Source organism: Pseudonocardia sp. Cha107L01 (assembly GCF_052566575.1).
Window position 1 is genome coordinate 3,344,526 of record NZ_CP199579.1, and the last position, 12,504, is coordinate 3,357,029.

9 protein-coding genes are annotated in these 12,504 nt (G+C 71.9%); 5 read left to right on the plus strand and 4 right to left on the minus strand.

Features of this window, described 5'->3' with window-relative positions:
- The first annotated feature begins 119 nt into the window (after positions 1-119).
- Together ACTXG6_RS15820 and ACTXG6_RS15825 are read left to right on the plus strand one after the other, a co-directional pair.
- Positions 120-305 (plus strand): hypothetical protein, encoded by a 186-nt coding sequence (locus tag ACTXG6_RS15820; RefSeq protein ID WP_445188564.1) that lies wholly within the window; start codon positions 120-122, stop codon positions 303-305.
- Between the two features lie 12 nt (positions 306-317).
- On the plus strand, positions 318-1,967 hold the full coding sequence (locus ACTXG6_RS15825) for an AMP-binding protein (RefSeq protein WP_445188565.1): 1,650 nt from the start codon (positions 318-320) through the stop codon (positions 1,965-1,967).
- A gap of 8 nt (positions 1,968-1,975) precedes the next feature.
- On the opposite strand, the gene ACTXG6_RS15830 is transcribed toward ACTXG6_RS15825, so the two are convergent.
- From ACTXG6_RS15830 to ACTXG6_RS15840, 3 genes are read right to left on the minus strand one after another with little or no spacing between them, the layout of a single operon-like run.
- Complete coding sequence (locus tag ACTXG6_RS15830) at positions 1,976-4,216, minus strand: xanthine dehydrogenase family protein molybdopterin-binding subunit (protein WP_445188566.1); 2,241 nt, start codon at positions 4,214-4,216, stop codon at positions 1,976-1,978.
- Positions 4,216-5,196 carry an FAD binding domain-containing protein gene (locus tag ACTXG6_RS15835; RefSeq protein ID WP_445188567.1) on the minus strand — a complete coding sequence of 327 codons (981 nt, stop codon included), beginning with the start codon at positions 5,194-5,196 and terminating at the stop codon, positions 4,216-4,218. Before ACTXG6_RS15835 ends, ACTXG6_RS15830 begins: the two co-directional genes overlap by 1 nt.
- An 8-nt stretch (positions 5,197-5,204) precedes the next feature.
- Complete coding sequence (locus ACTXG6_RS15840; protein WP_445188568.1) at positions 5,205-5,792, minus strand: (2Fe-2S)-binding protein; 588 nt, start codon at positions 5,790-5,792, stop codon at positions 5,205-5,207.
- Positions 5,793-5,959: 167 nt separating this feature from the next.
- Between ACTXG6_RS15840 and ACTXG6_RS15845 the strand changes: the two genes are divergently transcribed.
- The 3 genes from ACTXG6_RS15845 (at position 5,960) to ACTXG6_RS15855 (ending at position 10,231) form a co-directional block, all read left to right on the plus strand.
- On the plus strand, positions 5,960-8,299 hold the full coding sequence (locus tag ACTXG6_RS15845; RefSeq protein ID WP_445188569.1) for a molybdopterin-dependent oxidoreductase: 2,340 nt from the start codon (positions 5,960-5,962) through the stop codon (positions 8,297-8,299).
- A 143-nt stretch (positions 8,300-8,442) separates the two neighbouring features.
- Complete coding sequence (locus ACTXG6_RS15850) at positions 8,443-9,393, plus strand: threonine/serine dehydratase (protein ID WP_445188570.1); 951 nt, start codon at positions 8,443-8,445, stop codon at positions 9,391-9,393.
- A 457-nt stretch (positions 9,394-9,850) separates the two neighbouring features.
- Positions 9,851-10,231: a DoxX family protein gene (locus tag ACTXG6_RS15855; protein WP_445188571.1), complete on the plus strand. Its 381-nt coding sequence runs from the start codon at positions 9,851-9,853 to the stop codon at positions 10,229-10,231.
- Between the two features lie 125 nt (positions 10,232-10,356).
- Here the strand turns inward: ACTXG6_RS15855 and ACTXG6_RS15860 are convergent, their stop codons facing one another.
- Positions 10,357-12,441: an NAD(+) synthase gene (locus ACTXG6_RS15860; protein ID WP_445188572.1), complete on the minus strand. Its 2,085-nt coding sequence runs from the start codon at positions 12,439-12,441 to the stop codon at positions 10,357-10,359.
- Positions 12,442-12,504 lie beyond the last annotated feature (63 nt).

Below are 12,504 nucleotides of genomic sequence, written 5' to 3' on the forward strand. Positions count from 1 at the left end.
CCTTGTCAGGTGACGGGGACCGCGGCAAGCTGACTAGCTGTGTCGAATCGATTCGATTCGACATGATGGCCCGCCGGCGGCGACCGATCGGGCAGGCACATCGGAGCGCGGGAGCACTCATGGACATGGACATCGGCCGGCGCCTGCGCGAGCTGCACGAGGACTACATCGTTCTGGTGAACCTCGCCGTCGAGGAGGGCCGCGAATGCGACATCGACGCGCTGGTGGCGAGCTACCCCGACGAGGCCGCGAGGTTGCTGACGGAAGCGTCGGTCAAGCCGTCGTGGACGGCGCCGCCGGGATGAGACGCTGGCCCGATGGTGATGATGGAAGCTGGGCGGCCGGCGCGGTTGGCGGGCGCCGACCTGCACCCCTTCGGTGGCCTGGATGTGTGGCAGCTGTTGTTGAACCGGGTCGCCGTGGGTGGCTCCCGCCCGTTCGTCACGTGGGCGCCGTTCGAGGGCGAGCCCCGGACCTGGACCTACGGTGAGTTGGCGCGGGACGCGGCGGCGGTGGCGGCCGGTTTGGCCGGTCGAGGTGTGCGCCGGGGCGACCGGGTGCTGATCCATCTGGAGAATTCGCCGGAGTTCGTGGTGTCGTGGTTCGCGTGTGCGGCGCTCGGGGCGGTCGCCGTCACCACGAACACCCGCTCGGTGGGTGATGAGTTGGCCTACTACGCCGGTGACTGCGGCGCGGTCGCGGCGATCACGCAGCCGAAGTTCGCGGACCTGGTGGGTGCGAGTGCGCCGGGGTTGCGGTTCGTGGTGTCCACGGACAACGACAGCGGTGCGCCGGCGGCGGTGACAGGTGATCCGTTCGCGGCGTTGGCGGGTGACCCGGACGAGTTGGCGGGGCGGGTGTGCGATCCGTTGGCGCCGATGAGTGTGCAGTACACGTCCGGGACGACGTCGCGGCCGAAGGGTGTGTTGTGGACGCAGGCGAACGCGTTGTGGGGAGCCCGGACCAACGCGGCACACGAGACCTTGCGCCCGGACGACTGTCAGCTCGTGTATCTGCCGCTGTTCCACACGAACGCGTTGGCGTACTCGATGTTGGCGACGTTGTGGGTGGGCGCCCGGTTGGTGTTGGTGCCGAAGTGGTCGAGCAGTCGGTTCTGGGACATCTCGCTGCGCCACGGGTGCACGTTCGTGTCGTTGGTGGGGTTGTCGCAGCGGTTCCTGCTCGGTTCCGAGGCTCCCGCCGGGCACCGGTATCGGCTCTTCGGCGCGGGGGTGTGTGACCTGCCCACCGATGAGCGGTACGGGGTGAAGACGATCGGTTGGTGGGGGATGACCGAGACGATCTCCACGCCGGTCATCGGTGATGCGTACCTGCCGAACCGGTCGTTGTCGATGGGTCGCCCGGCGGCGGAGTACGAGGTGCGGGTGGTCGGCGACGACGAGGTGACCCCGGTCGAGCCGGAGGGGACCGGGGCGTTGCAGGTGCGCGGGGTCCGGGGGCTGTCGCTGTTCGCGGAGTATCTGAACCAGCCGGAGGCCACCGCGGCCAGCTTCGACGAGCAGGGTTGGTTCCGGACCGGCGATCTGGTGACGGCCCACGCCGACGGGCACCTCTCGTTCGCGAACCGGGAGAAGGACATGCTGCGGGTCGGGGCGGAGAACGTCAGTGCCTCGGAGGTGGAGCGGGTCATCCTGGGGGTGCCCGGCGTGGCGGAGGCCGCGGTGGTGGGGCGCGCGGACGACAAGCTCGACGAGGTTGCGGTGGCGTTCATCCGGGCCGAGGATCCGACGGCGGCGGACCGGGTGCTGTCCGCGTGCCGGGGTCTGCTCGCGGAGTTCAAGGTGCCGCGCGCGGTGTACGTGGTTCGGGAGATGCCCCGCTCCACGTTGAGCAAGATCGACAAGAAGGAGCTGCGGACGGTCGCCCACGTTGACGGGGACCGGGAGGCCGCGCAGGCCCGGTGGATCACCAGTGCCGCCTCGGACCCCTCCGGGGACGCCGAGTAGGCCGGCCGCTACAGCAGTGTGTCGAGGGTGATGGGCAGGTCCCGGATGCGTTTGCCGGTGGCGTTGAACACCGCGTTGGCGATCGCCGCCGGCACCCCGACCATCACGAGCTCGGCCAGGCCCTTGATGCCGATCGGGTCCGCTGCCGGCTCCTCGCCGCCGAGGAAGACTGCGTCCAGCTCGGGGACGTCCGCGTTGACCGGCACCAGGTAGTCGGCCAGGTTCGCGTTGACGATGCGGCCGTCCCGGTGGTCGATCACCCCGCTCTCCAGCAGTGCCATGCCGATGCCGGCGACCATCCCACTCAGCGCCTGGCTGTGCGCGAGCTTCGGGTTGACCACCCGCCCGATGTCGTAGGCGGCGAAGATCCGTCTGATCCGCGCCAAACCGAGCATCTCGTCCACCGACACCTCGGCGAAGACCGCACCGTAGGCGTAGGAGGAGAAGCGCTTGTTCCCGTCGCCCGGCGCCCAGGACTGTTGGCTGTCCATGCCGGTGAGCCCGCGCCGGCGCAGGATCTGCTGGTAGGTCTCGGCGCGGGTCGGTGCGCCGGCCGCGGACAGCAGGCCGTTGCGCACCGACACCGCGTCCGGCCGGACCCCGTGCAGTGGTGAGGCGGGGTCGACGACGGCGGTCCGCACGACGCTGTCCCGCAGTGCGTTGCACGCGGTCAACACCGCCGAACCGACGCTGGCCAGCGTTTTCGAGCCCGAGTGCATCGGCGCCGCGGGCAGGGCGGAGTCACCGAGCGCGAAGGTGACCCGGGCGGTCGGCAGGCCCAGCGCGTCGGCGGCGATCTGGGTCATCGAGGTGTACGTGCCCGGGCCCATGTCCGCGGTGGCGCTGGCCACCACGGCGGTGCCGTCGGCGTTGATCCGGGCCATCGCGGTCGCCGAGGTGCGGTTGTTGGAGTGGGCGGCGGCCGCCATGCCCATACCGACCAGCAGGCCGTCCTCGGTGCGGGACCTCGGCGCCGCGGCGCGCCGCGACCAGCCGAACCGCTGTGCGCCCAGCTGATAGCACTCGGCGAGGCGCCGGGTGCTGAACGGCAGGTTGGTGAACTGGTTCACGGCCGGTTCGTTGCGCAGCCGCAGCTCGATCGGGTCGATACCCAGCTCGTGAGCCAGATCGTCCATCGTGGACTCGAGTGCGAAGGCGCCGGTCACCGCGCCGGGGCCGCGCATGAAGGTCGGCGCGTGCACGTCGAGCGGGACGAGCCGGTACCGCGAGCGCACGTTCGGGCACCGGTAGAGGAACTGGGACAGCTCGACGATCGAGTCCTCGTACCGGGTGTAGCGCGCGGTCTCGGTGCTGGCCTCGTGCACGATCGCGGTGACGTCGCCGGCCCGGGTGGCGGCGAGGCGGACGCGCTGGCGACTGGTCGGGCGGTAGCCGATCCCGCTGTACATCTGCCGGCGGGTGAGCACCAGCTTGACCGGCCGGCGCAGCTCACGCGCGGCGAACGCGGTCAGGATGACGTGCGGCCAGGTCCGGCCGGCGCTGCCGAACGCGCCGCCGATGAACGGGCAGATCACCCGGACGTTCCCCGCGGGTATCCCGAGCGCGGTGGCGACGTTGCGGGCGTTGCCCTGCACCCACTGTGTCTTGTCCCAGAGCGTGAGCCGGTCGCCGTCCCACTGCGCGATCGTCGACGGCAGCTCGATCGGGTTGTGGTAGTCGCGGGCGATGGTGAACGTGTGGTCGAGCACGGTGGGCGCGCCGCGCAGGGCGCCGTCGGGATCGCCCCGGTCGTAGTCGGGCGTCTCCGGCGCGGGTTGCGGCGCCGACCCCGGGGCGTCCATGTCGCTGCTGGCCGGCAGGCCCGTGTGCCGGACCTCGACCAGCGATGCGCCGTGCTGGGCCTGCTCCAGGCTGCTGGCGACGACGACCGCGAGGGGTTGGCCGAAGAAGTTGACCTGGTCCGCCGGGTAGCCCAGTTGGAACGCGCCGAAGTCGGTCAGGACCCGGAGCACACCGGGCTGCGCCATGGCCCTGTCGGTGTTGATCGTGGTGTCGCTGGCCCGGCTGACCGCGCTGCTGACGATCACCCCGTGGAGCAGGTCGGGCAGGTCGTGCTCGGCGGCGTAGGTGGCGCGGCCGGTGACCTTCAGCTGCCCGTCCACCCGGGACATCGGTTGGCCGACGGCGTTCTGGACGACAGCGTTCTGGACGACAGCGTTCTGGACGACAGCGTTCTGGCCGGCGGTGTTCTGGGGCGCCGCCGGGTCGATTATCGGGGACCCGGGCATCAGGCGGCTCCGGCGGCGACGGTGGCGAGCTGGCGGGCGACGGTGCGCTTGACGAGTTCGATCTTGAACCCGTTCCCGGTCAGGGCCTTGGCGCCGTCGGCGGCGTGTGCGGCGGCCTGGGTCCACAGTTGTCCCGACGGGGAGCCGCCGACCAGTGCGTTCTCGACCTCGGGCAGCCGCCACGGCACGGTGGCGACCCCGCCGACGGCCACCCGGGCCGCCCGGACCACCCCGGCCTGGATGTCCAGCGCCACCGCCGCCGACGACAGCGCGAACTCGTAGGACTGCCGGTCGCGGACCTTGAGGTAGCCCGAGCGGCTGGTGTGCGCCCCGGTGGGTACGTCGACGGCGACGATGAGCTCGCCGGGTCGCAGGTCGTGTTCCTGATCCGGCGTCTGGCCCGGCTGGCGGAAGAACCGCGAGATCGGGATGGACCGGTCGCCCCGGGTGGAGCGCAGCGTGACGGTGGCGTCGAGGGCGACCAGCGCGACGGCTAGGTCGGAGGGGTGGGTGGCCACGCACTCGGCGCTGGTGCCGAGCACGGCGTGGGTGCGGTTCTCGCCGCCGATCGCCGGGCAGCCCGAGCCGGGTTCGCGCCGGTTGCACGCGGCGGTGACGTCGCGGAAGTAGAGGCACCGCGGCCGTTGCATGATGTTGCCGCCGATGGCTGCCATGTTGCGCAGTTGTGCCGAGGCGCTGAGTTCGAGTGCTTCGGAGATGACCGGGAACTGGGTGCGGACCCTGGGGTCGGTGGCCAGGTCGGTCATGCGGACGAGTGCGCCGAATCGCAGTCGTTGGGGGTTGAGGTCGATGTCGCGGTAGGGCAGGGCGTTGATGTCGATGACGGTGGGTGGGCGTTCGACGGTTTCCCGCATGAGGTCGATCAGGGTGGTGCCGCCGGCGATGTAGCGCCCGCCGTTGGCACCGTCGGCCAGTGCCGCGGGTTCGTCGGCGGCCTTGGTGAATGTGAACGGGAACAAGGCTGCCCCTAGGTCTGCTGGGCGGTCTGCTCGACCGCGGTGACGATGTTGGTGTAGGCGCCGCAGCGGCAGATGTTGCCGCTCATCCACTCCCGGATCTCCGCGCGCGAGCCGCAGTGTTTCTCCGCGATGCAGCCGATGCCGGACATGATCTGGCCGGGGGTGCAGTAGCCGCACTGGAAGGCGTCCTGGTCGATGAACGCCTGTTGCAGCGGGTGCAGCCGGTCGCCGTCGGCGAGGCCTTCGATGGTGGTGAGCTCGGCGCCGTCGTGCATCACCGCTAGGGTCAGGCACGAGTTGACCCGGCGGCCGTCCAGCTGCACGGTGCACGCACCGCAGGCACCCTGGTTGCAGCCCTTCTTGGTGCCGGGCAGCTTGACCCGTTCGCGCAGCAGATCCAGCAGTGACGTGCGGTTGTCCACCTCGACGGTGCGTTCGGCGCCGTTGATCGTCAACGTCACGGTCGTCGCCGCCTCCGCCGGGGGCGCGGAACAGGACAGCAGCGACTCGGCGGCGACGATGCCACCCACCGCGGCCGACGCCCCGACGAACGTGCGCCGGTTCAGCGTGAAAGGGCCAGCATTGTGATCGGTCATCTCCTACGCTCTCCGAGTAGCTAAGCCCTCGCGGAAGGGGGATTGATGCGTCAACCCCTACCGTACGCGATCCACCCCGCCGCCGCCGCGACCTCGCCCATATCCGCTCGCCGACTCGTAGGCTGGGGACGGCGCCGCGGTGTACGCGGGGGAATGGGGTCTGCCAGGTGGGTCGCTCGCGTCCGGTACCGAACAGCTCGCACTGGGGTGCGTTCACCGCCTCCGCCGACGGCGACCGGCTGCGGATCGAGCCACACCCGCTCGACCCCGACCCGTCGCCGCTGCTGGCCAACCTGACCGACGCGGTGAGCCACCGCGCCCGGGTCGCCCGCCCGGCGGTCCGGCGCGGCTGGCTCGAGCGCGGGCCCGGCCCCGACCCGTTGCGCGGCGCCGACGAGTTCGTCGAGGTCGACTGGGACACCGCGCTGGACCTGCTCGCCGCCGAACTGGGCCGGGTGCGCGAGCGGTACGGCAACGCCGCGATCTACGGCGGCTCCTACGGCTGGGCCAGCGCGGGCCGGTTCCACCACGCGCAGAGCCAGCTGCACCGGTTCCTGAACTGCTTCGGTGGCTTCACCCGGTCGGTCAACACCTACAGCCACGGTGCGTCGGTGGTGGTGCTGCCGCACATCCTGGGCACCGCCGCGGCATGGGAGACGATCGCCGGCGGCACGTCCTGGCCGGTGATCGCCGAGCACACCGACCTGCTCGTCGCCTTCGGCGGGCTGCGCACGACCAATACCTGGGTGGCCCCCGGCGGCCGCACCCGGCACACCATCGGCGAGCACCTCGCGGCGGCCGGCCGGCGCGGGATGCGGGTGGCCAGCTTCAGCCCGCTGCGTGACGACCTGCCCCCCGACGTCGCCGGCGACTGGCACTCCACGGTCCCGGGCACGGACGTCGCCGTCATGCTGGCGCTCTGTTCGGTACTGGTGACCGAGGGGCTCGCGGACCTGGGGTTCCTGGACCGGTACACGGTGGGGGCCGAGTACTTCCTGGCCTACCTGCGCGGCGAGGTCGACGGGCAGCCCAAGGACCCGGAGTGGGCGGAGCCGCTGTGTGGCGTCGCCGCGGCTCAGCTGCGCGCGCTGGCCCGCCGGATGGCCTCGGGCCGCACGATGGTGCACGTCAGCTGGTCGCTGCAGCGCACCGAGCACGGCGAGCAGCCGGTCTGGGCGGGTATCGCGCTCGCCGCACTGCTCGGCCAGCTCGGGTTGCCCGGCGGCGGGTTCGGCCACGGGTACGGCTCGATGGCCGACGTCGGCGGCGGCCATGCCTCCTACGCGCGCCCGTCGCTGCCGCAGGGCCGCAACCCGGTGCCCGGTTTCATCCCGGTCGCCCGGGTGGCCGACATGCTGCTCGACCCGGGCGGCCCCTTCGACTACAACGGCCAGCGCCTGCGCTACCCGCACACCCGGCTGGTCTACTGGACCGGCGGCAACCCGTTCCACCACCACCAGGACCTGCAACGGCTGCGGCGCGCGTTCACCCGGCCGGACACCGTCGTGGTGCACGAGCCGTACTGGACGGCGGCCGCGCGGCACGCGGACATCGTGCTACCGGCGACCACCTCGGTGGAGCGCGACGACCTGGGTGTGGGGCGCGGCGACAGCCATCTGCTGGCCATGAAGCAGGTCCGGTCGCCGGTCGCCGAGGCCCGCGACGACTACGAGACCTTCTCCGCGCTGGCTCACCGGCTCGGGATCGCCGAGGAGTTCACCGAGGGGCGGACGTCCTCGGAATGGCTGGTCCACCTCTACGAGCGGTGGCGGGAGGGCATGACCGGGCAGGGCTACGCGGTGCCCGACTTCGCGGAGTTCTGGTCGGGCGAGACGCTCGAGCTGCCCGGGACCGACGAGGGTCGGGTCCTGCTGGCGGAGTTCCGGGCCGACCCGGTGGCGCACCGGCTGGACACCCCCAGTGGCCGCATCGAGCTGCGTTCGGAGACGGTGGCGGCCTTCGGTTACGACGACTGCCCCGGGTACCCGAGCTGGCTGGAGCCCCGGGAGTGGCTCGGCTCGCCGGCTGCCCGGCGTTTCGGGCTGCACCTGATCGCCAACCAGCCGACCTCCCGGCTGCACAGCCAGCTCGACATGGGCAAGCACAGCCAGAGCTCCAAGGTGGCCGGTCGGGAACCGGTGCGGCTGCACCCGGACGACGCCGCGGCGCGCGGCATCCGCGCCGGTGAGGTGGTCCGGGTGTGGAACGACCGGGGCAGCTGCCTGGCCGGCGCGGTGCTGACCGATGCCGTGCGGCGCGGGGTGGTCCAGCTGTCCACCGGCGCCTGGTTCGACCCGTCGTCGGAGCTGGCGACCTGCGCCCACGGCAACCCGAACGTGCTGACGGCCGACCGGGGCACCTCCCGACTCGCCCAGGGGTGCGCCGGGCAGCACGCACTGGTCGAGGTCGAGCCGGTGACCGCCGCGGTGCCCCCGGTCCGGGCCTTCGAACCGCCGCGCTTCGCCGTCCGCGCCGCCGTGGGCCGCCCGTCCGACGACGCCCGGTGAGCGGGTGTCGAACTTCCCACCCCAGCGCGACGAAGCCCGGATCACCGCCGCGAAGGCGAGCCTGAGCGGCGACTGGTGAGACCGCGCAATCCGTGAACCAGGACCCGGCCCGGTGCGCCCGGCCGGCCGAGAAGGAGCCGACGGTGACCCAGGCGATCACGCCCGACGACATCAGCAAGACCTACCAGACCATCGAGCCGTACGTCCGGCGTACGCCCGTGGTCCGCGTCGACCTCGCCGACCTGGATCCGTCGGCGCCGTCGCGGCCGGTCGGCTTCAAACTCGAGCAGCTGCAGCGCGCCGGGTCGTTCAAGGTGCGCGGCGCGTTCGCCAACCTGCTGCTGCGCGACGTACCCGAGCAGGGTGTGGTGGCGGCGTCCGGCGGCAACCACGGTGTCGCGGTCGCCTACGCCGCGCACCGGCTGGGGGTGCCGGCAAGGATCTACGTGCCGACCGTGTCCGCGCAGGCCAAGATCGACCGGATCCGTGAGCTGGGGGCGGATCTGGTGGTCGGCGGCGACCGGTACGCCGACGCGCTGGCCGCCGCCCAGGACTGGGTCGCCGACTCCGGCGCACTGAGCGTGCACGCCTTCGACCAGCGGGAGACGCTGTTGGGCCAGGGCAGCGTCGGCCTGGAGCTCGCGGGGCAGCTCGACGACCTCGACACGGTGCTGGTGCCGGTCGGCGGCGGTGGCCTGATCGGTGGGATCGCCGCCTACTTCGCCGGCCGGGTGCGGGTGGTCGGGGTGGAACCGGAGCTCGCCCCGACACTGAGTCACGCCCGCGCCGCCGGCCGGCCGGTGGACGCTCCGGCGGGCGGGATCGCCGCCGATGCGCTCGCGCCCCGCCGGGTCGGCGAGCTGGTCTTCCCCCTCACCGAGGCGTTCGTGGCCGACGTCGTGCTCGTGGCCGACGAGGCGATCCGGCAGGCCCAGCAGCGGTTGTGGCAGGCGCTGCGCACGATCGTCGAGCCGGCCGCCGCCGTCGGGCTGGCCGCGCTGCTCACCGGCGCCTACCGGCCCGAACCCGGCGAGACCGTCGCGGTCGTACTCAGCGGGGCGAACACCTCGCTCCCACCCGCCGGGCTGGCCTGACGAGCACACAGCGAGCACCGGCATTCCTGTGGGCGTTGTTCCTCGTCCTGCTCGGTCTCAGACACGACGGGCTGACCCGCTACACAGGGGGTGGGTCACCGTCGTACAGGCGTGGGTCACCGCGGCCATCCCGGCCTACCTGCTGCTCACCTATGGTGCGCTGCCGAGCGGGTCCGCAACGATCCTTGCCGTCTTCGGGGTGGTGGTCTTCGGGGCGCTCGTCCCGCTGACCAGACACCAGCCCCGCGGTGGGACGCACACTCCCAGCAAGCCGGCCGATCTGCCGGCGGTCCCGGCCAGCTGAACTCTCGTCCCATCTCGCGTTGTTCGATTCCGGCCCGGGCCAGTGCCCGGGTCGGAATCTTTTTGTGTCCTGAGCGCGTCGCGGCCCCGGTTGCGCGGGGTGCCCACCCGCGCCACACTGCGACCCGGCGCGCACTTGATCAAGGAGGCCTCGATGGCGGACCTGCGGGCGAAGGCCCCGATGTTGCTGGCCGGGCTGTTGGGCGGTGTCGGTGCACTCCACTTCGTCGCCCCGAAGGTGATGATCGAGACGATTCCGTCGTGGGTGCCGGCCAAGCGCACGGTGATCTACGCCAGCGGTGTCGTCGAGGTTGCCTGCGCGGTCGGCCTCCTCCGCCGGGAACCCTGGGCGGGCCCGGTCTCGGCGGCCACCCTGCTGGCGATCTGGCCGGCGAACATCCAGATGGCGCTGGACGCCGGCACCGGTCGCAACCCGGGCCCGGCGGACAGCAAGCTGCTCACCTGGGTCCGGGTGCCAATGCAACTGGCGCTGATCTGGGCTGCGGTGCAGGCCAAGCCGGGCAAGGCCGGCTGAGGCTGCCGAGGAACGCGCCGCGTCAGGGCCGCAGCTGCGCGGCCCTGGCGTGGACCGACTGGTACTCGAGGTAGTTCGCCAGCGCCTCGGGCCCGGCGCCGATGATCCCGGCCCGCAACGCCCGGCTACTCCTCAGGGACCTCGCGGCGCACCTCGTCCAGCCAGGCGCGGGCGGACATGTCCGACGGCGCCCGCCAGTCACCGCGCGGGGACAGCGACCCGCCCGCCGAGACCTTGGGGCCGTTCGGCAGCGCGGACCGCTTGAACTGGCTGAAGCTGTAGAACCGCTGCACGAAGACCTCCAGCCAGCCCCGGATCTCGCCCAGCGAGTAGGCGCGGCGGTGGTCCTCGGGGAAGCCGGGCGGCCAGTCGCCGCTCTTCGCGTCCCGCCAGGCGTGCCAGGCCAGGAAGGCGATCTTCGACGGCCGGAAGCCGTAGCGCAGCACGTGGAACAGCGAGAAGTCCTGCAGCGGGTACGGGCCGACCTTGGCCTCGCTGCTCTGCGCGACGCCGTCCTCGCCGATCGGCACCAGTTCCGGGGTGATCTCGGTGTCCAGCACGGACCGCAGTACGTCGCCGACCTCGTCGTCGAACTGCCTGGACGAGATCACCCAGCGGATCAGGTGCTGGATCAGGGTCTTCGGCACCCCGCCGTTCACGTTGTAGTGCGACATCTGGTCGCCCACTCCGTAGGTGGACCAGCCCAGCGCCAGCTCGGACAGGTCACCGGTGCCGGCCACGATGCCGCCGCGCTGGTTCGCCGCCCGGAACAGGTAGTCCGTGCGCAGCCCGGCCTGGACGTTCTCGAAGGTCACGTCGTAGACGGGTTCCCCGGCGGAGAACGGGTGGCCCAGCTCCTGGAGCATCAACCGCGCCGTGGGCGTGATGTCGATCTCCTCGAACGTCACACCCAGCGCGCGGCACAGCCGGATCGCGTTGCCCTTGGTGTGCTCGCCGGTGGCGAAGCCGGGCAGGGTGAACGCCAGGATGTCGCTGCGCGGGCGGCCCTGGCGGTCCATCGCGCGGGCCGCCACGATCAGCGCGTGGGTGGAGTCCAGACCGCCGGACACGCCGATGACGATCTTGGGCTGCCCGATGGCACGCAGCCGCTGCTCCAGCCCGGCGACCTGGATGCTGTACGCCTCGTAGCAGTCCTGCTCCAGCCGGTCCGGGTCGGCGGGCACGAACGGGAAGCGCTCGATCTCCCGGCGCAGGCCGATGTCGCCCGCCGGCGGGTCGAGGCGGAACTCGATCTGGCGGAAACTGTCGGTGCGCGGCGCGTGGTGGCGGCGGTTGTCGTCGAAGGTGCCCATCCGCAGCCGCTCGGAGCGCAGCAGGTCCAGGTCGACGTCGGCGACCGAGTGCCGCTCGCCCATCGGGAACCGTTCGGTCTCGGCGAGCAGCACGCCGTTCTCGTAGATCATCGTCTGGCCGTCCCAGGCCAGGTCGGTGGACGACTCACCCTCGCCGGCGGCCGCGTAGACGTACGCGGCCAGGCAGCGTGACGAGGCGGACCGGCAGAGCAGCCGGCGGTCGTCGGCACGCCCGACCGTGATCGGGCTGCCGGACAGGTTCGCCAGCACGGTGGCCCCGGCCAGCGCGGCCTCGGCGCTGGGCGGGATCGGCACCCACATGTCCTCGCAGATCTCGACGTGCAGCACGAACCCGGGCACGTCCGCCGCGGTGAACAGCAGGTCGGGTCCGAACGGCACCTCGATGCCGGCCGCACCGACACCGCCACCGACACCGCCACCGACACCGCCGCCGATCCGGATCGTGCCGCTGATGTCGTCGCCGACCGCGACCTGGCGGCGCTCGTAGAACTCCCGGTACGTCGGCAGGTACGACTTCGGGGCCACCCCGAGGACCCGGCCGCGGTGCACCACCACGGCGGTGTTGTAGATGCGGTGCCGGTACCGCAGCGGCGCGCCGACGACCAGCACCGGCAGCAGCTCGGCCGACGCCGCCACGACGTCGAGCAGCGCCCGTTGCACCTCGTCCAGCAGCGTGTCCTGTTGCAGGATGTCCTCGATGGAGTAGCCGCTGAGCGTCAGCTCGGGGAACACCGCCAACCCGACGCCCTCGTCGTGGCAGGCCCGCGCCGCGGCGATCACCGTCTCGGCGTTCGTCGCCGGGTCGGCGAGCGCGGTCCGGAGCGTGCAGGCGGCCACCCGGAGGAAGCCGTGGCGGTACGCGGAGCGGAAGTCCATGGGCCGGCGGCCATGCCTTTCTCTTCACGGGTGCTGTGACGGTACTGATCCTTCCTACAGTCT